The sequence below is a fragment of the Actinoplanes octamycinicus genome (assembly GCF_014205225.1).
Taxonomy (GTDB): Bacteria; Actinomycetota; Actinomycetes; order Mycobacteriales; family Micromonosporaceae; genus Actinoplanes; species Actinoplanes octamycinicus.
Genome location: NZ_JACHNB010000001.1, coordinates 7,350,318 through 7,366,933, shown reverse-complemented (window position 1 = coordinate 7,366,933; position 16,616 = coordinate 7,350,318). Strand labels below are relative to the sequence as shown.

Here is a 16,616-nt window from a genome sequence, read left to right as displayed (position 1 = left end):
CGGCATGCGCAAATGGTTGCCGCTGCTCGCCGTCTCGCTGAGCACGTTCATGCTGCTGGTCGATCTGACCATCGTCACCATCGCCGCCCCGGACCTGGCCGCCGAGCTGCACTCGTCGTTCACCGCTCTGCAGTGGACCGTCGACCTGTACGTCCTGGTGCTCGCCTCGCTGCTGATGGCGGCCGGCTCGCTGGCCGACCGGCTCGGGCACCGGCGGGTCTTCGTCGCCGGCCTGGTCGTCTTCGCGGCCGCCTCACTGGCCTGCGGGCTGGCCCCGGACACCGGCGCGCTGATCGCCGCCCGCGGAGTGCAGGGCGCCGCCGCCGCGGCCATGTACGCCACCAACGCCGCCATCCTCGGCCTCACCTACGCCGGCCGGGACCGCTCGGTGGCCTTCGGCGTCTGGGGCGCGGCCAACGGCGCGGCGGCCGCGGCCGGCCCGATCCTCGGCGGGCTGCTCACCGAGCAGGTCGGCTGGCGCTCCATCTTCCTGGTCAACCTGCCGATCGCGGCGGCGGCGGTGATCCTGGCCCGGATCGCGGTGCCGGGTGGCCGCGGGTCCGGCGCGGGCCGGCTCGACCTGCCCGGCGTGGTCAGCTTCACCGCCGCGATCTCACTGATCGTCTACGGGCTGATCCGGGCCGGCGAGACCGGCTGGACCGACCCGGTCACGGCCGGGACGCTGGTCGCCGGTGCGGCCGTCACCCTGCTGTTCCTGCTGGTGGAACGCGGTCGCCCGGAACCGATGCTGGATCTCGCGCTGTTCCGGCGGCCGGCCTTCACCGTGCTGATGGCGGGCGCGGCCGGGCTGACCGCGGCGGCCTTCGCGAACACGGTGTTCATCTCGCTGTGGGCGCAGTCGGTGCTCGGCCTCGGCCCGATGGCGGCCGGGCTGGTGCTGGCTCCGATGGCGGCGGTGTCGTTCGTGGTGGCGGCGGCCGGCGGGCGGCTGCTGCACGCCGTGCCGGCCCGCTGGACGATCGGCGGCGGGCTGCTGCTGATCGGCTGCGGTGACGCGCTGTGCATGCTGGTCGACGGCGGGTCGGGCTGGGCGGCGGTGCTGCCCGGGCTGGCGGTGACCGGCGTCGGGGTGGGGCTGAGCACGCCGGTGCTGGCGTCGGCGGCGCTGGCCGTGGTGGCGCCGGAGCGGGCCGGGATGGCGAACGGGGCGGCGAACACGTTCCGGCAGGTCGGTTACGCGGTGGCGCTGCCGGTGCTGGCCACCTGGTATCCGGCGTCCGGCACCGCGGCACGGTCCGGCTACGCCGCCGGACTCGACCGGATCTTCCTGATCAGCGCGGTGCTGGCGGTGGTCACCGGGCTGGCGGTGCTGACCGTGCTGCGACCGGCTGCGGACCGGGAGCCGGTGGCGGTCGCCTGATCAGCGGATGGTGGCCCGGGCCGGCTCGGCGGTCGCCTGGAAGACGGCGATCGCGGTGCCGTCGGCCCGGGTGACCACCCAGACGTGGCCGGTGTAGGTCTGCTGGTCGTAGCCCTGCCCCGGCGGCAACTCGGTGTAGAACACCCGCTTCCGGTCATAGCCGAGCCACATGATCGTGACCGGATCGGCGGTCTCGTTGGTGAAGTGGATCGAGGTCGAGGCACCGTCGGTGGCGCTGGTCAGCCGGGACTCGGCGTCGGCGGGGAGCGCCTCGAGCCCGGTGGCCGCCGGCTCGGCCGGGGCCGCCACGGTCGGCGGCGCCGAGTCGCGCGGCGCGGCCCGGAAGACCACGAACGCCCCACCGGCGGCGAGCAGCGCGCCGAGCACCGAGGCCAGGATGATCAGGCCGGTGCGCTTGCGGGCCGGCGGGGGCGGCGGCTGATAGGCGACGACCGGGGGCAACCGGTACGCCGGCGGGACGTCGGGCAGCTTCTCGGTCACCCGGTCAAGGTAGTACGCCCGCGCTCGGCGGCGGGTTGTCCCGGCCGGTGCCCGCCTTGAACCGGAAGGTCTTGTGGGTGCCGTCGCAGAACGGCTTGTCGGCGGACTTGCCGCAGCGGCACAGCGCGATCGTGCGGCGCGCCGGGTCGATTGGCTCCCCGTCCGGCGAGACCAGCTCGAAGTCGCCCCGGACGATCAGCGGACCGTCCTCGTACGGCGTGATGGTAGATGTCATGCCCGCCAAGATCCCCGTTTCGGCGATCCGCAAACGGGCATCTGCGGAGCCATGAAAATGCCGGCACCACGAGGCTCCCTCTCCAGCGCTCTGGTCGACGCCCTGGGCGGCGGCGACATCGACTTCAGCGGTGCCCCGGACGACGACGAGGACTTCCACCTGTCGCTGTTCCTCTGCTACGAGCTGGCCTACCGCGGGTGGGACGGGGTGGACGACTCCTGGGAGTGGCAGCTGGACCTGCTGCGGCTGCGCGCCGAGCTGGAGAGCCGCTGGCAGGACCGGCTGCACGAGCTGGTCGGGCCGCCGGTCCCGGCCGATCCGGAGTCGGTGCCGGCCGAGCTGGCCGCGATCGTGGCGGCCGACGACGGGCCGCCGCTGTCCAAGTACCTCCGCGGGCGGGCCACCCCCGAGCAGTTCCGCGAGTTCGTCATCCACCGGTCGGTCTATCACCTGCGCGAGGCCGACCCGCACACGTTCGCGATCCCGCGGCTGGGCGGGCGCGCCAAGGCCGCGCTGGTCGAGATCCAGGCCGACGAGTACGGCGGCGGGGTGACCGGCCGGATGCACCAGGAGCTGTTCAAGCAGACGATGAGCTGGTTCGGGCTGGATCTGACGTACGGCGGCTACGTGCACGCGGTGCCGGCCGCGACCCTGGCGGTCAACAACCTGATGTCGTTCTTCGGGCTGCACCGGGCCCGGCGCGGCGCGATCCTCGGCCATCTCGCCGCCTACGAGATGACCTCGTCGCTGCCGAACCGGGCGTACGGCAACGGGCTGCGCCGGCTCGGTGGTGACCCGGGCGCGACCGCGTTCTACGACGAGCACGTGGAGGCCGACGCGGTGCACGAGCAGATCGCCGCGCACGACATGTGCGGCACGTTCGCGCTGGCCGAGCCGGAGCTCGCCGGCCAGGTGCTGTGGGGCGCCCGGTGCGCGCTGGCGGTCGACAACCTGTGGGCCCAGGACGTCATGGACGCCTGGGCCGCAGGTCGCACGTCGCTACGGGAGTGACCGGGTGGCGGTCAGCACGACCACCGCGATCCGGTCGGCTTTCCCGTACGCCGGACCATCCAGCTCCTCGCCGTAGACGTCCGGGTCCACCTCGCGGTAGTCCCAGGCCAGGCCGGTGCCGGCCAGCCGGTCGGCCGCCGCCTGGCGCAGCGGGTCGTGGCCGCCGGTGATCCCGGTGCCGCTGAACAGCACCAGCGTGCCGCCCGGCGCCAGCCGTTTCGCGGCGGCGTCGATGATCCGCAGCGACAGGTCGTTGCCGTCCGGGCCGCCGCCGTCGCGGTAGACCCGGCCAGCCGGATCGACCATGAACGGCGGGTTCGAGATGATCAGGTCCAGCTCGCCGTCGACGTCGTCGAGCAGGTCGCTGCGGCGCGGCTGCACCCCGCCGGTCCCGGCCAGCCGGGCGTTGACCCGGGCGTACCGCAGCGCGGTGTCGTTGATGTCGACCGCCAGGACCTGCGCGTCCGGCGCCCGCTTGGCGACCGCGATGGCGCCGGCCCCGGTGCCGCAGCCGACGTCGACCGCGCGGGTCAGCGGTTGTTCCCGACCGGCCAGGTACGCGATGGCGGCGTCGGCCATCCGGTACGTGTCCGGACCGAAGAACACCGAGTCGGGCGCGTCGGTGGGGAACGCCGAGTGGACGAACAGCTCGTCGTCGTACGAGGAGAACCGCACCCGGCTGCGCCACAGCGTCCCGTCCTCGTCGGCCACCCCGGCCGCCCGCATCAGCTCACGCAGCTCGCCCGGCACCACCTCGGGCGGGAACGGCCGGCTCCAGCCGAACACGTCCCGCAGGTCCCGGGCCACCTCGTTGCCCGGCCGCCGGTTCACCCGCGCGTGGGTCGCCGGGGTGACCGTGGTGAACCGGTAGCCGCCGTCCCGCAGCCGCTGCCCGAGCCGGAGCAGCGCCTCGTCGTCGCCCATCAGTTCGCCGATCCGGGCTCGGCCATCTTGCGGTGCATCTCGGCCTTCGCGCTGTCCGGCATGACCTTGCTGGCCACCGCCTGCGCCCGGGTCTTCACCGAGCCGGCGAGGACCTTCTCCTTGCCCTCCAGCAGCGCCCGGATGCCCTGCTCGGCGACCTGCGCCGGGTCGTCCTTCTGGCCGGCGCCGACCCGGGTGTCGTCCATCTCGGCGCGGTGGAAGAAGTTCGTGTCGGTCGGGCCGGGCATCAGCGCGGTGACCGTCACCCCGGTGTCCTTGAGCTCGGCGCGCAGCCCCTCGGCGAACGACTGGGTGAACGACTTCGACGCGTTGTAGACCAGCTGGTAGGTGCCCGGCATCATGGACGCGATCGACGAGGTGATCAGCACCCGGCCCTTGCCGCGGGCGACCATGCCGGGCAGCGCCAGCTTGGCCAGGTGCACGGTCGAGGTCACGTTCACGTCGATGATGTTGAGTTCGTCCGCCAGGTCGGTGCCGCCGACGAACGCGCCGCCGATGCCCCGGCCGGCGTTCAGCGCGAGCGCGTCGATCGGCCGGCCGGTCGCCTCGATCGCCGCCCAGGCCTGCTCCACCCCGGCCCGGTCGGCCAGGTCGGCGCGGACCGCCACCACCTGGTTGCGCCCGTCCCGGCGCAGGTCCGTGGCGGCCTCCTCGATGCCCTCGTCCTCGGCGATGATCAGCAGGTCGTGGCCGTGCTCGGCGAGCTGCCGGGCGAGTTCGTAACCGATGCCGCTGGAGGCGCCGGTGACCACGGCGAACGGGTTCTCACTCGATGTCGTCATGCGTCCCGGGATGCCCCGTTACGCGCTACGTATGCGAGGGCAGCGCGATCCGGATCCCGGCCGCCGACGGGGACTCGCGGAGCACCACCGAGGTGACCGGCGGACCGTCCGGGACCGGGTAGACCAACTGGCTGGTGATCACGGCGCCCGGCGCCAGCTCGTCGAGCAGCGACGGGCCGGAGCCGTCCGCGCGGATCTGCGCCATCGCGTCCGGCAGATGGGCGATCCCGGCCGAGTCGTAGATCCGGGCGAACGCGATGCCGGGCTCGCGGGCGGTGGTCCCCAGGTTCCGGACGGTGATGTCCAGCCGGCAGTCGATCCTGCAGGCGAACGAGCGCACCGTGTACTCGAAGACCCCCTCCTGGGTCACCGGCGTGCCGAGCCCGGCGGTCAGCACCGGGACGGCGGGGTGCGGGCCGCCGGCCGGGGCGCCGCCCGTGGCGAGCGCCAGCCCGGCACCGATCAAGGCCGCCGCGGCCACTCCGCCGATCCGCGCCTTACGCATGCGCTTTCAGTCGGCAGCGCGGACCACCGCTGAAGGAAAGCCGATGATCATTGACGTACGCCGATGACTGCCCTACCTTGCGTGGATGAGATCCGGGCTGTTCGCGGCGTGTGCCGCGGTGATCCTGCTGGTCGCCGGGTGCGGCGGCGCCGACGAGAAGACGCCGGAGAGCACCGGGCAGCTCGACAAGGTCAACACCGGGGTGATCGCGATCGTCGACGTCGCGCCGATCTACCTCGGCAAGGAGAAGGGCTTCTTCCGCGAGCAGAACATCGACCTGACGCTGACCACCGCGCAGGGCGGCGCCGCGATCGTCCCCGCGGTGCTCGGCGGCGAGTACCAGTTCGGTTTCAGCAACACCATCTCGCTGCTGCTCGGCGCGTCCAAGAAACTGCCGGTCAAGGTGGTGTCGAACGGCAACAACTCGACCGGCGTGCCGGGCAAGGACTTCGCCGGCCTGTTCGTCCGGGCGGACAGCCCGATCAAGTCGCCCAAGGATCTGGCCGGCCGGACGGTCGCCGCGAACACCCTGAAGAACATCGTCGAGACCAGCGTCCGGGCCTCGGTGCGCAAGGACGGCGGCGACCCGGCCGCGGTCAAGTTCACCGAGCTGGCCTTCCCCGACCAGGTGCCGGCCCTGCAGAAGGGCAGTGTCGACGCGATCTTCGTGGTCGAGCCGTTCCAGCAGGCCGCGGTCGCCGCCGGCGCCCGCAAGATCGCGTCCAGCTATGTGGACGTCGCCCCGGACCTGACCGTGGCCATGTACTTCACCTCGCAGCAGCTGATCGGGAGCAACCCGGACCTGGTCAAGCGCTTCACCGCCGCGATGAAGAAGTCTCTGGCCTACGCCGACCAGCACCCGGACGAGGTCCGCGACGTCCTCGGCAGCTACACGAAGATCGCCCCCGAGGTCCGCTCCGCCCTGGTCCTGCCGAAGTTCCCGGCCGAGGTGAACCGCGCGTCGGTGGAGACCCTGGCCGACCTGGCCGTCACCGACCAGCTGCTGACCGCGAAGCCGGACCTCAGCACGCTGCTGCCCTGACCCGGTGTAAGAAACGCCGTCCCCCGCGCATTCCTTGGTGACCGCACCCCTTCACTAAGGACGGCCGATCAGTGGCAGACCCGGATGACGCGCAGCAGTTCACCGCGCTCTACGCCGAGCACCACCGCCGTGTGTACGCCTACGCCGTCGCCCGGGCCGGCACCGCGCTCGCCGACGAGGTGGTGGCGGACACCTTCCTCGTCGCCTGGCGCCGGTTCGCCCAGATGCCCCGCGACACGCCCTTGCCGTGGCTGCTCGGCGTAGCCCGCAACGTGCTGCGCGAGCGCTACCGCACCGAGGAACGGCAGCGTGCCATCGCCGCCGAGATGCTCGCCTGGGTGGCCGACGCGCCGGACGTCGCCGACGGCGTCGCCGAACGGTCGGCGCTGCTCACCGCCCTCGCCGGGCTCTCCGAGAGCGACCGGGAAGTGCTCACCCTGACCGCCTGGGACGGGCTCCGGCCCGGCGACGCGGCCCGGGTCGTGGGCTGTTCCACCGCGACCTTCCTGGTCCGTCTGCACCGGGCGCGCACCCGCCTGACCCGCGCCGCCGCCGACGCCCGCACCCCCGACCAGCTTGTGATCAAGGAGTCGACCCGATGAAGAACGACCGTGACGTCCTGACCGCACTCGCCGACGCCCGCCCGGCCCGGCTGGACCCGCCCGGCACACCGCCGCTGCCGTTCGCCCTCACCGCACCCGCCGCCCCGGACCGTCCCGCCCGGCGCTTCCGGGCCGCCGCGCTGATCCCGGCCGGGGCGCTGGTGGCCGCGGCCGTCGCCGGGGTGGCGGTGGTCGCGATCGACCGGGACGGCCCGGTCCCGGCCCCGGCGCCCGGCGCGACCGGGACCAGCACCACGCTGTCCGCCTCGCAGATCCTGCTGGCCGCCGCCGCGAGCAGCGCCAAGGATGTTCCCGGCGCCGGGCGGTACCTGCTCTTCCGGACCGAGAACGGATCGGTGCTGACCGTCCGGGCCGGCAGCGCCACCTTCCGGATGACCGCCCGGTCGTCGGCCGACAGCTGGCTGTCCCGGTCCGGTCAGGAACCCTCCCGGATGTTCTTCCAGGAGCTCGGCCTGACCCCGCTCACGCCCGCCGACGACGCCGCGTGGCGTGCCGCCGGTTCGCCCGCGCAGGTCATGGTCGGCAAGCCGCTGCCGACCGGCCAGCTCGGCCACGAGACCGCGGTCGACGTCGCCGGCCAGGGCCGGCAGAGCACCACGTGGGACGACCGGTCGGTCTACGCCTTCGGCAACACCAACGTCTCGGTCCGCGACCTGGAGAAGCTGCCGACCGACCCGGCCGCGCTGCGCACCGCCCTACTCAAGTACTTCGACGGCGGGGGCGGTGACATGCCCAGCGACCGCGATCAGTGGCTGCTCGCCGTCGCCTCCAGCCTGTTCACCGGCATTCCGGTGAGCGGTCCGGTCCGGGCGGCGGCGTTCCGGCTGATCGCCACCCTGCCCGGGGTCCGCTCGCTGGGCGTGGTGGCCGATCAGCGCGGGCGCCAGGGCCAGGGCTTCGCGTTCACCCAGGGCGCCGCCGCCACCGGCACGATCGAGCGGCGTTTCGTGATCGACCTGCGGACCGGGCGGGCGCTCGGCGACGAGACGCGGGTGCTGCGTCCGGCCGGGACGACGGCCCGGCTGGCGCCCGGCAGCCTGCTCGCCTACACCGTCGTCCTGGAGCAGCGGATCACCAGCGACACCCCGGAATGACTTCTCGGTACGACGGGAGTGCTCCCGTCGTACCGAAGAAGCTCCTGGGTCGTGGCCGGACCGGCGGTCAGCGGGGGAGGGCCAGGTAGTAGGCGCTGAAGGTGTCCGGCTCGAAGCCCTCCGCCCGGTAGAGCGCCTGCGCGCTGGTGTTGTCCGGCGCGGTCTGCAGCTGCACGCCGATCGCGCCGGCCGCCCGGGCCTCGTCGGCGCAGGCGCGCACCAGGGCCTGCCCGACGCCGAGCCGCCGGGCGGCCGGCGCCACGAACAGGTCGTTGAGCGTCCACACCGGCGCCATCGACAGCGACGAGAAGGTCGGGTAGACGTTGACGAAACCGGCCGGCTCGCCGCTCGCGGTGCGGGCCAGCAGCACGATCGCCTCGCCGCGGTCCAGCCGCTCGCGCAGGAAGGCGACGATCGTCTCCCGGGGCGCCGGCCGCTGGTAGAAGTCGAGGTATCCGGCGAACAGCGTCGCCACCTCGGGCAGCTCCTCGGCGGTGGCGCGACGTACCGTGATGGTCATCTGTGCGGGGTCCCCGTTCACTGGTGAGATCTTGCCGGGCATCCTGCCGGGAGCCGCGCGGTTCGGGTGCCGCGGGCCGGTTGCGTACCGAGCATCGAGACGGACCGCGGTCCGCTCCCGGTCCGCTCGCCCCGAGATCCGCCGCGTTTCCGGTACGCGGTGAGCATGCGCTCAGTCGAGCAGCACGATCCGCACCGCCTGGCCGGGGCGCAGCTGGGCGGCCCGGTCCACGTCCGCGTCGAGCAGCACCGCCACCACCGGATAGCCGCCGGTGGTCGGATGGTCGGCGAGGAACACCACCGGCTCGCCGCCGGGCGGCAGCTGCACCGCGCCCCGCGCCAGGCCCTCGCTCGGGATGCTGCCGGCCGCCGGGTCGACCGGGATGACGTTGCCGGTCAGCCGCATCCCGATCCGGTCCGACCGGGACGACACCACCCAGCCGTCGCGTCGCAACACCGTGGGGTCGCCGAGGAACCGGTCCCGCGGCCCGCGGATCGCCCGCAGCGTCACCGGCCCGCCGGGCGGCGCGGCGACCGGCGCGAAGTCGGTGACCGGCCAGTCCGGCGGCTCCGGCCCGACCGGCAGCAGCGAGCCGGCGACGAGGGGCTCCGGGCCGATCCCGGACAGCGTGTCCCGGCTGCGGGACCCGAGCACGGCCGGCACGTCGATCCCGCCGCGCACCGCCAGGTAGGTCCGCAGACCGCTGGGCGGGGCGCCCAGCCGCAGCCGCTGCCCGGCCCGCAGCGTGACCAGGGCGTGATGCCCGACCGGGACGCCGTCCACGGTGGCCGGTGCCGGCGCCCCGGTCACCGCCACCCACAGCTGACGCAGCGCCCGCACGGTCAGCCCGCCCAGCAGGCTTTCCACTCCGGCGGCCCCTTCCGGGTTGGCCACCAGCCGGTTGGCCAGGGTGAGCGCGGCCCGGTCGGCGGCACCGGAGCGGCCGACGCCGACCGCGGCGTAACCGGGGCGGCCCAGGTCCTGGATCGTCGACAGCGGACCCGGCGCCAGCACCTCGATCATGCCGCCACCTCGAACCGGACCCGGTCACCCGGCTGCAGCAGGGCGGGCGGCTCCCGGTCGAGGTTCCACAGCGGGGCGTCGGTGGTCCCGATCAGCTGCCAGCCGCCCGGCGACGGGCGCGGGTAGACCGCGCTGTACTCGCCGGCCAGCGCGACCGACCCGGCGGGTACCGTCGTGCGCGGCTCGGCGCGCCTCGGCACCGCGAGGGCCGGATCACCTCCCACCAGGTACGCGAAGCCGGGCGCGAACCCGCCGAAGGCCACCTGCCACGTCCCGGCGGTGTGCCGCCGCACCACCTCGTCGGCGGCGAAACCGGTCAGCCGGGCCACCTCGGCGAGGTCCGGGCCGTCGTAGCTGACCCTGATCCGGACAAGTCTCGACCCCTCGCTTCGCGTCTCGCCCGCTCGCAGGTCCGCGAGGCGAACCTTGGACGGATCGACCGGGCCGTCGAAGGTGAGCAGCACGGTCCGCGCCGCCGGGGTGGCGTCGAGCAGGCCCGGCACCTGCGCCCGGCACGCTCCGGCCAGCGCGGCGGCGGCGAGCGGACCGGCCTCGGATCCGAGGTCCACGAGCAGCGCCCGATCCCCGTAACGGTGCACCTTCACGGCCCCAGCCTAGGGACAGGCCAACAAGTGCCGCTGCCCCGCGGACCTCGCCGGGTGATACTTCCTCCTCGTGGAGCAACCCTTCGTTCTCGGTGCGCCGGACGGCGAGCGCTGGGTCGTGCACCCCCTGAAGGATCCGTACGGGGACGGCTACGTCCTCACCGCGGAGACGGAGTTGCATCAGGACGGCATGACGGCCCGGACCGTCGCCAGGATCGACGGGCAGTTCGCGAATCCGCCCGGCACGCTGCCCGGGTTCGTGGCCGGGCTGGCGGCTGACTGGCGGGGCTGGGACGGGGTGCGGACCTGGGAGTCATGGGAGCGGGAGCTGGCCCTCGACGCCCGGCACGACGGGCGTGGCCGGGTGTCGCTCGGCGTGACGTTGCGGGAGCGGGTTCCGGCCGGGGCGTACGAGGGCTGGTCGGCCAGGGCGGTCTTCGTGCTGGAGGCGGGCGAGGAGATGACCCGGTTCGCCGCGGACCTCAGCCACTGGGCGGTCGATCGCCGGGGGTGACACGGCGCCGTTCGCGTGCGAGGGTTACCCATCGGTAACTTCGAGGCTGGAGGCGGCGCCATGACGGTCACCACAGATTCACCGCACCCGGGGGAGTCCCGCTGGCTGCCCGGGCCGGCGATCGATCCGGCCGTGGCGCGCCGCGCGTGGCGGGTCGCCGAGCCGCTGCACGGCATGATCTATTTCGTGCCCGAGGCACACGAGCGGTACGCCGCGCTCGGCCTCACCGGGCGCACCGGCTACTTCGCCTCGCGGGCGGCCGCCCTCGGCCCGGTCGGCGCCGAGCCGGTCACCGCCGCCTTCTTCAACTTCAACCCGCGCCTGGTCGCCGGGGCGCTGCCGGCGGCCTGGGAACGGACCACGCCGGCCGCGGTCCTGGCCGCCCGGCTGGCAGCGGCCGACGCGGCCCTGACCCGGGGACTCGGCGACGCCATACACGGCCCCGAGGTGGCCGAGGCCGCGGAGCTGGCCCGCCGCGCCGCCGAGTCCGCCGCCGCCCACCCCCAGGGCCGCCCGCTGTTCGCCGCCCACGCCGCGCTGCCCTGGCCGGAGCAGCCGCACCTGGTCCTCTGGCAGGCCCAGACCGTGCTCCGCGAGTTCCGTGGCGACGGGCACCTCGCCGCCCTGCTGCTGGCCGGTCTGACCGGTCTGGAAGCGCTGGTGCTGCACGCCGCCTCCGGCGAGGTGCCGGAGCGTTTCCTGCGGCGCAGCCGCGGCTGGAGCGACGAGCAGTGGGCCGGGGCCGTCGACGACCTGCGCGGGCGGGGGCTGATCGAGGGCGACGAACCGGTGCTGACCGGCGACGGCCGGGCGCAGCGGGAGTGGATCGAGGCGGCCACCGACCGGCTCGCCGCGCCCGCCTACGCCGTCCTCGGCGCGGACGGCTGCGCCCGCCTGGCCGAGCTGGCCCGGCCGCTGAGCCGCGCGATCGTCGCCGCCGGCCTGCTCAACGTGGACAACGCCGCGCCGCAGCGACCCTAGCTGTTCGCACGGTGTACCGGCGGTGCCCGGCGGCCTAGCGTCGACGGTGACCGGCTTCCCGATTCAGCCCTGGGAGGTGCCCCATGCGAATGTCGGTCGGGAGAACTCTGATCATGGCGGTGCTCTGTCTGGCGCTCACCGCCTCCGGTGTCGCCCCGGCCCGGGCGGCGGCCGCACCCTACTGCGGAATCACCTGGGGCAGCGGCGACAAGGCCGCCGGCACGCTCAGCCAGGCGCCGCTGCTCACCGCGGAGACCGGCCGGCACGAGTGCTGGGACCGGGTGGTCTTCGAGTTCGGCGGCAGCGCGCTGGGCTACGCGGTGCGCTACAGCGACCAGGTGCTGACCGAGGGGCAGGGGGTGGACCTGGTGCCGTACACGGCGGGCGGGGCCTTCCTCTGGGTGACCCTGCGCGCGCCGGCGACCACCTTCGGCGCGGTCGCGGGGGAGCACGTCGCGACCGTCGTCTCCTACGACACCCTGCGGGACGTCGTCTTCGGTGGCTCGTTCGAGGGATACACCACGTTCGCGGTCGGCGTCCGGGCCCGGCTGCCGTTCCGGGTCTTCACGCTGGCCGGTCCGGGCAGCAACTCGCGGATCGTCGTGGACGTCGGGCACCGCTGGTGACGACGGCGGGCCGGATGCCGTTTCCCGGGGATTTCGCCGGGAATAGCAGGGCCCATGTCTGTTCATCGGCACCCCATCGTTGACGACAGCCTCGGCCTCGCGGCGCAGGGCTACTCCTGGTTCCCCGGCCGGTGGCGCCGGTCGCCGGACCCGGACGTGCTGCACACCCGGCTGATGGGTAGGCACGCCGTGGGGCTGCGCGGCCCGGACGCGGTGCGGTTCTTCTACGACGAGGAGCACGTGCGGCGGCACGGCGCGCTGCCCGAGCCGGTGCAGGGCACGCTGTTCGGGCACGGCGCGATCCACACGCTCGACGGGATCGACCACCGGAACCGGAAACTGCTGTTCATGTCGGTGCTCACCGATCCGCACCGGGTGGGCCGGCTCGCCGAGCGGGCCGGCCAGGCCTGGGACAGCGCGGCCGCCGGCTGGGTCACGCAGCCGCGGGTGATCCTGTTCGACGAGACGGCCCGCGTGCTGACCCGGGCGGTCTGCGACTGGGCCGGCGTCCCGCTCGCCGACGCCGACCTGCACCGGACGGCGGCCGACCTGACCGCGCTGGTCGACGGGTTCGCCACGGCCGGGCCGCGGCACTGGCGGGCCCGCCGCGCCCGCGGCCGCCTGGAGCGCTGGCTGGCCCGGGTGATCGAGCACGCCCGCACCGGCGAGCCGGACGACTCGGTGCTCGACCTGGTGGCCCGGCACACCGGCACCGACGGGCGGCTGCTCACGCCGGAGCGGGCCGCGGTCGAGCTGCTCAACGTGCTCCGGCCGACCGTCGCGGTGTCCTGGTTCGTGACCTTCGCCGGGCACGCGCTGCATCGCTGGCCGCGGCTGCGCGACCGGCTGCGGGACGGCGACCTCGGGTACGCCGTCGCCTTCGCCCACGAGCTGCGCCGGTTCTACCCGTTCGCGCCGTTCGTCGGCGGCCTGGCCGTCCGGGACCTGACCTTCCAGGGCGAGCACATCCCGCGCAACGCCCTGGTGCTGCTGGACATCTTCGGGCAGAACCACGACCCGCGGCTGTGGCCCGACCCGTACCGGTTCGACCCGCAGCGCTTCCTCGACCACGAGCCGGGCCGCGACGACCTGATCCCGCAGGGCGGCGGCGACCCGCGGGCCGGGCACCGCTGCCCCGGCGAGGACGTCACCGTGGCCCTGCTCGCCACCCTGGCGATCCGGCTGGCCCGGCTCGACTACGAGGTGCCGGACCAGGACCTGAGCATCTCGCTGCGCCGCATCCCGGCCCTGCCGCGCAGTCGGGTCGAGCTGAACGTGGCCGGGATGGTAGCGCCCCGTGACGCGGTGGGTGGGGTGAATCCGCGGATCGCGGGTAGGCAGCCGGAGTGACGGACAGGATCGCCGACATCTGGGGCGGCAGGACGCCGTACGCGAAGGGCACGGCCTGGCCGGTCCGGGTGGATCAGCACCTGGACCCGGGAATCGCCGAGGACCAGGTCGACCGGTGGGTGCGCAGCGCCTGCCTGCTGTGCAGCAACGGCTGCGGCTGCGACATCGCGGTCAAGGACGGCCGGATGGTCGGCATCCGCGGCCGGGCCGGCGACACGGTGAACCACGGCCGGCTCGGACCCAAGGGCCTGTACGGCAGCACCCCGTGGTCGCACGCCGCCGACCGGCTGACCCGGCCGATGATCCGGGACGGCGGCGTGCTGACCGAGTGCGACTGGCCGACCGCGATGGGCCGGATCGTCGAGGTGTCCCAGCGGCTGCTGCGCGAGAAGGGCCCGCTGTCGCACGGCTTCTACACCAGCGGCCAGCTCTTCCTCGAGGAGTACTACACGCTGGCCGTGCTCGGTAAGGCCGGCCTGGGCACGCCGCACATGGACGGCAACACCCGGCTCTGCACGGCGACCGCCGCGGCCGCGCTCAAGGAGTCCTTCGGCGCGGACGGGCAGCCCGGCTGCTACGCCGACATCGAACACTGCGACACCATTTTCCTGTACGGCCACAATCTCGCCGAGACCCAGACGGTCCTGTGGAGCCGGATCCTGGACCGCACCCACGGGCCGAACCCGCCGGTGCTGGTCTGCGTCGACCCGCGCCGCACCAAGGTCGCCGAGGAGGCCGTCCGTACCGGCGGGGTGCACCTGGCCCCGCGCGTCGGCACCAACCTGGCGCTGATGAACGGCCTCACCCGCGAGCTGTTCGAGCACGGCTGGGTGGACGAGAAGTGGGTGACCGCGCACACCATGGGCGTGGACGAGCTGCGGTCGATCGTCGACTCGTACACCCCGGAGCGGGTCGCCGAGATCTGCGGGGTGGACGCCGGCGAGCTGCGCCGGGCCGCCCGGATCTTCGGGACCAGCGACCGGGTGCTCTCCACCGTGCTGCAGGGCTTCTACCAGTCGCACCAGGCCACCGCCGCCGCGGTCGCGGTGAACAACCTGCACCTGCTGCGCGGGCTGATCGGCCGGCCGGGCGCCGGGATCCTGCAGATGAACGGCCAGCCGACCGCGCAGAACAACCGGGAGTGCGGCGCCGACGGCGACCTGCCCGGCTTCCGCAACTGGGACGACGAGCAGCACGTCCAGCAGCTGGCCGAGCTGTGGAACGTGGACCCGCTGACCATCCCGCACTGGGCCGACCCGACGCACGCCATGCAGATCATGAGCTACGTCGAGGAGGGCTCGATCGGCTTCCTGTGGATCTCGGCCACCAACCCGGCGGTGTCCATGCCGGAGTCCGCCCGGATCCGCCGCATCCTCTCCGGCGAACAGTGCTTCGTGGTGGTCCAGGACCTGTTCCTGACCGAGACCGCCCGGCTCGCCGACGTGGTGCTGCCGGCCGCCGGCTGGGGCGAGAAGACCGGCACGTTCACCAACGTGGACCGGACCGTGCACCTGTCCGAGAAGGCCGTCGACCCGCCCGGCGAGGCGCGCAGCGACCTGGACATCTTCCTGGCCTACGCGGACGCGATGGACTTCCGGGACGCCGACGGGGCGCCGCTGATCAAGTGGCGGACGCCGGAGGAGGCGTTCGACGCGTGGCGGGCGGCCAGCAGGGGCCGGCCGTGCGACTACAGCGGGCTGTCGTACGAGAAATTGCGCGGACCGACCGGGATCCGGTGGCCGGTCACCGACGCCGCGCCGGACGGCACCGAGCGGCTCTACACCGACGCGGTCTTCCCGACCGCGACCGAGACCTGCGAAACCTACGGCCACGACCTGCTCACCGGGGCGACCGTCACCCAGCAGGAGCACCGGGCGATGCGCCCGGACGGCCGGGCCTTCCTCAAGGGCGCCGAGCACACGCCGGCGCACGAGCCGGTCAGCGAGGAGTATCCGCTGCTCTACACGACCGGCCGGACCGTCTACCAGTTCCACACCCGGACCAAGACCGGGCGGGCCGAACGGCTGCGCCGGGCGGCTCCGGACATGTGGGTGGAGCTGTCCCCGGCCGACGCGGAGCGGCTCGGAATCACCGAGGGGGACGTGGTCCGGGTGGAGTCGCCGCGCGGCTGGATCGAGGCGCCGGCCCGGGTCGGGCAGGTGCGCGAGGGGGCGGTGTTCGCACCGTTCCACTATGGGACGCCCGGGCTGGCCGGGGAGGTGGGGCGGCAGGCGAACGAGCTGACCATGACCGTCTGGGATCCGGTGTCCAAGCAGCCGTGTTTCAAGACCGCGGCGTGCCGGGTCCGCAAGGTCCGGGCGGGGGACGGGCCGGCCCCGGCGCCGGACACGGCCGGTTCCGCCCCGGCGTCGACCTCCGGAGGGACGCGATGAACCTGGTGACCTACCTCGGGCTGGCGTACCACGCGGAGCAGACCTTCGCCGACTCGCTGCGCACCGTCGGGCAGGGCCACGCCAAGCACCCCGACGTGCTGTTCACCTGCCAGGCCCTGGCCGCGATGAGCGACGAGCACGTCGAGCGGCTCACCCCGATCGTGCAACGGTACGGCGCCTCGTCCGGGAAGGACGTCAAGGAACCGGAGCGGCTGCACGCCGACGGGCTCGCCGAGGTGCGCAGCGGCCCGGTCGGCCTGCTCCGCGACCTGCAGGACCTGCACGTCCTCGGCACCCTGGTGCAGACCACCTGGACAGTGGTCTTCCAGGCCGCCCAGGCGCTCCGCGACGACGAGCTGATCGAGCTGTGCGAACACGCCTCCGGGCAGAACTCCCGCCAGCTGTCCTGGCTGAACACCCGCCTGAAGGCCGCCGCCCCGCAGTCCCTGATCGCCGCCTGACGGCGGCCCGACACCGTCTCACCA

General features: G+C 73.8%; 19 protein-coding genes. 11 read left to right on the top strand and 8 right to left on the bottom strand.

Annotated features, from left to right (window positions below):
- Positions 1-4: 4 nt before the first annotated feature.
- The gene (locus tag BJY16_RS33110; RefSeq protein WP_185043489.1) at positions 5-1,381 is read left to right on the top strand and encodes an MFS transporter; all 1,377 of its coding nucleotides are present in this window, start codon (positions 5-7) and stop codon (positions 1,379-1,381) included.
- On the opposite strand, the gene BJY16_RS33105 is transcribed toward BJY16_RS33110, so the two are convergent.
- Positions 1,382-1,882: a VHL beta domain-containing protein gene (locus tag BJY16_RS33105; protein ID WP_185043488.1), complete on the bottom strand. Its 501-nt coding sequence runs from the start codon at positions 1,880-1,882 to the stop codon at positions 1,382-1,384.
- Positions 1,883-1,886: 4 nt separating this feature from the next.
- Positions 1,887-2,117, bottom strand: a complete 231-nt coding sequence (locus BJY16_RS33100; RefSeq protein WP_185043487.1) for a CDGSH iron-sulfur domain-containing protein — start codon at positions 2,115-2,117, stop codon at positions 1,887-1,889.
- Positions 2,118-2,168: 51 nt separating this feature from the next.
- Here BJY16_RS33100 and BJY16_RS33095 point away from each other — a divergent pair, with 51 nt between their 5' ends.
- Complete coding sequence (locus tag BJY16_RS33095) at positions 2,169-3,128, top strand: iron-containing redox enzyme family protein (RefSeq protein ID WP_185043486.1); 960 nt, start codon at positions 2,169-2,171, stop codon at positions 3,126-3,128.
- Here the strand turns inward: BJY16_RS33095 and BJY16_RS33090 are convergent.
- The 3 genes from BJY16_RS33090 to BJY16_RS33080 are packed head-to-tail and all read right to left on the bottom strand — an operon-like array spanning position 3,117 to position 5,360.
- A complete protein-coding gene (locus tag BJY16_RS33090; protein WP_185043485.1) occupies positions 3,117-4,052 on the bottom strand; it encodes a methyltransferase in 936 nt (311 codons plus the stop codon). The genes BJY16_RS33095 and BJY16_RS33090 overlap by 12 nt on opposite strands.
- Positions 4,052-4,855 (bottom strand): SDR family NAD(P)-dependent oxidoreductase, encoded by an 804-nt coding sequence (locus BJY16_RS33085; protein ID WP_185043484.1) that lies wholly within the window; start codon positions 4,853-4,855, stop codon positions 4,052-4,054. Before BJY16_RS33085 ends, BJY16_RS33090 begins: the two co-directional genes overlap by 1 nt.
- A gap of 25 nt (positions 4,856-4,880) precedes the next feature.
- Complete coding sequence (locus tag BJY16_RS33080; RefSeq protein WP_185043483.1) at positions 4,881-5,360, bottom strand: hypothetical protein; 480 nt, start codon at positions 5,358-5,360, stop codon at positions 4,881-4,883.
- An 85-nt stretch (positions 5,361-5,445) separates the two neighbouring features.
- Here BJY16_RS33080 and BJY16_RS33075 point away from each other — a divergent pair, with 85 nt between their 5' ends.
- The 3 genes from BJY16_RS33075 (at position 5,446) to BJY16_RS33065 (ending at position 8,119) form a co-directional block, all read left to right on the top strand.
- Positions 5,446-6,402: an ABC transporter substrate-binding protein gene (locus tag BJY16_RS33075; protein ID WP_185043482.1), complete on the top strand. Its 957-nt coding sequence runs from the start codon at positions 5,446-5,448 to the stop codon at positions 6,400-6,402.
- Between the two features lie 71 nt (positions 6,403-6,473).
- Positions 6,474-7,004, top strand: a complete 531-nt coding sequence (locus BJY16_RS33070; protein ID WP_185043481.1) for an RNA polymerase sigma factor — start codon at positions 6,474-6,476, stop codon at positions 7,002-7,004.
- Positions 7,001-8,119: a CU044_5270 family protein gene (locus BJY16_RS33065; protein ID WP_185043480.1), complete on the top strand. Its 1,119-nt coding sequence runs from the start codon at positions 7,001-7,003 to the stop codon at positions 8,117-8,119. The genes BJY16_RS33070 and BJY16_RS33065 overlap by 4 nt, the downstream gene beginning before the upstream one ends.
- A gap of 67 nt (positions 8,120-8,186) precedes the next feature.
- On the opposite strand, the gene BJY16_RS33060 is transcribed toward BJY16_RS33065, so the two are convergent.
- The 3 genes from BJY16_RS33060 to BJY16_RS33050 all read right to left on the bottom strand — a co-directional run bounded on the left by BJY16_RS33060 (position 8,187) and on the right by BJY16_RS33050 (position 10,267).
- Positions 8,187-8,639 carry a GNAT family N-acetyltransferase gene (locus BJY16_RS33060; RefSeq protein WP_185043479.1) on the bottom strand — a complete coding sequence of 151 codons (453 nt, stop codon included), beginning with the start codon at positions 8,637-8,639 and terminating at the stop codon, positions 8,187-8,189.
- A 171-nt stretch (positions 8,640-8,810) separates the two neighbouring features.
- Positions 8,811-9,662, bottom strand: coding sequence for a 5-oxoprolinase subunit C family protein (locus BJY16_RS33055; protein WP_185043478.1), 852 nt, complete (start codon positions 9,660-9,662; stop codon positions 8,811-8,813).
- On the bottom strand, positions 9,659-10,267 hold the full coding sequence (locus tag BJY16_RS33050; RefSeq protein WP_185043477.1) for a 5-oxoprolinase subunit B family protein: 609 nt from the start codon (positions 10,265-10,267) through the stop codon (positions 9,659-9,661). The genes BJY16_RS33055 and BJY16_RS33050 overlap by 4 nt, the downstream gene beginning before the upstream one ends.
- A 70-nt stretch (positions 10,268-10,337) precedes the next feature.
- Here BJY16_RS33050 and BJY16_RS33045 point away from each other — a divergent pair, with 70 nt between their 5' ends.
- From BJY16_RS33045 to BJY16_RS33020, 6 genes are all read left to right on the top strand, one after another.
- The gene (locus BJY16_RS33045) at positions 10,338-10,781 is read left to right on the top strand and encodes a DUF6228 family protein (protein ID WP_185043476.1); all 444 of its coding nucleotides are present in this window, start codon (positions 10,338-10,340) and stop codon (positions 10,779-10,781) included.
- Positions 10,782-10,841: 60 nt separating this feature from the next.
- Entirely contained in the window at positions 10,842-11,762 is a 921-nt protein-coding gene (locus BJY16_RS33040) for an SCO6745 family protein (RefSeq protein ID WP_239177816.1), read from the top strand.
- Positions 11,763-11,875: 113 nt separating this feature from the next.
- Complete coding sequence (locus tag BJY16_RS33035) at positions 11,876-12,388, top strand: AMIN-like domain-containing (lipo)protein (protein WP_185043475.1); 513 nt, start codon at positions 11,876-11,878, stop codon at positions 12,386-12,388.
- A 54-nt stretch (positions 12,389-12,442) separates the two neighbouring features.
- On the top strand, positions 12,443-13,738 hold the full coding sequence (locus tag BJY16_RS33030; protein ID WP_185043474.1) for a cytochrome P450: 1,296 nt from the start codon (positions 12,443-12,445) through the stop codon (positions 13,736-13,738).
- Complete coding sequence (locus BJY16_RS33025; protein WP_185043473.1) at positions 13,735-16,131, top strand: molybdopterin oxidoreductase family protein; 2,397 nt, start codon at positions 13,735-13,737, stop codon at positions 16,129-16,131. The genes BJY16_RS33030 and BJY16_RS33025 overlap by 4 nt, the downstream gene beginning before the upstream one ends.
- Positions 16,128-16,592 (top strand): hypothetical protein, encoded by a 465-nt coding sequence (locus BJY16_RS33020; RefSeq protein WP_185043472.1) that lies wholly within the window; start codon positions 16,128-16,130, stop codon positions 16,590-16,592. The genes BJY16_RS33025 and BJY16_RS33020 overlap by 4 nt, the downstream gene beginning before the upstream one ends.
- Positions 16,593-16,616: the final 24 nt, after the last annotated feature.

Bases quoted from the DNA above. Each gene is read 5' to 3' on its own strand.
- BJY16_RS33030 (WP_185043474.1), top strand. From the start codon at position 12,443: ATGTCTGTTCATCGGCACCCCATCGTTGACGACAGCCTCGGCCTCGCG.
- BJY16_RS33065 (WP_185043480.1), top strand. From the start codon at position 7,001: ATGAAGAACGACCGTGACGTCCTGACCGCACTCGCCGACGCCCGCCCG.
- BJY16_RS33110 (WP_185043489.1), top strand. From the start codon at position 5: ATGCGCAAATGGTTGCCGCTGCTCGCCGTCTCGCTGAGCACGTTCATG.
- BJY16_RS33085 (WP_185043484.1), bottom strand. From the start codon at position 4,855: ATGACGACATCGAGTGAGAACCCGTTCGCCGTGGTCACCGGCGCCTCC.
- BJY16_RS33020 (WP_185043472.1), top strand. From the start codon at position 16,128: ATGAACCTGGTGACCTACCTCGGGCTGGCGTACCACGCGGAGCAGACC.
- BJY16_RS33060 (WP_185043479.1), bottom strand. From the start codon at position 8,639: ATGACCATCACGGTACGTCGCGCCACCGCCGAGGAGCTGCCCGAGGTG.
- BJY16_RS33080 (WP_185043483.1), bottom strand. From the start codon at position 5,360: ATGCGTAAGGCGCGGATCGGCGGAGTGGCCGCGGCGGCCTTGATCGGT.
- BJY16_RS33095 (WP_185043486.1), top strand. From the start codon at position 2,169: ATGAAAATGCCGGCACCACGAGGCTCCCTCTCCAGCGCTCTGGTCGAC.
- BJY16_RS33055 (WP_185043478.1), bottom strand. From the start codon at position 9,662: ATGATCGAGGTGCTGGCGCCGGGTCCGCTGTCGACGATCCAGGACCTG.
- BJY16_RS33100 (WP_185043487.1), bottom strand. From the start codon at position 2,117: ATGACATCTACCATCACGCCGTACGAGGACGGTCCGCTGATCGTCCGG.
- BJY16_RS33075 (WP_185043482.1), top strand. From the start codon at position 5,446: ATGAGATCCGGGCTGTTCGCGGCGTGTGCCGCGGTGATCCTGCTGGTC.
- BJY16_RS33035 (WP_185043475.1), top strand. From the start codon at position 11,876: ATGGCGGTGCTCTGTCTGGCGCTCACCGCCTCCGGTGTCGCCCCGGCC.
- BJY16_RS33040 (WP_239177816.1), top strand. From the start codon at position 10,842: ATGACGGTCACCACAGATTCACCGCACCCGGGGGAGTCCCGCTGGCTG.
- BJY16_RS33090 (WP_185043485.1), bottom strand. From the start codon at position 4,052: ATGGGCGACGACGAGGCGCTGCTCCGGCTCGGGCAGCGGCTGCGGGAC.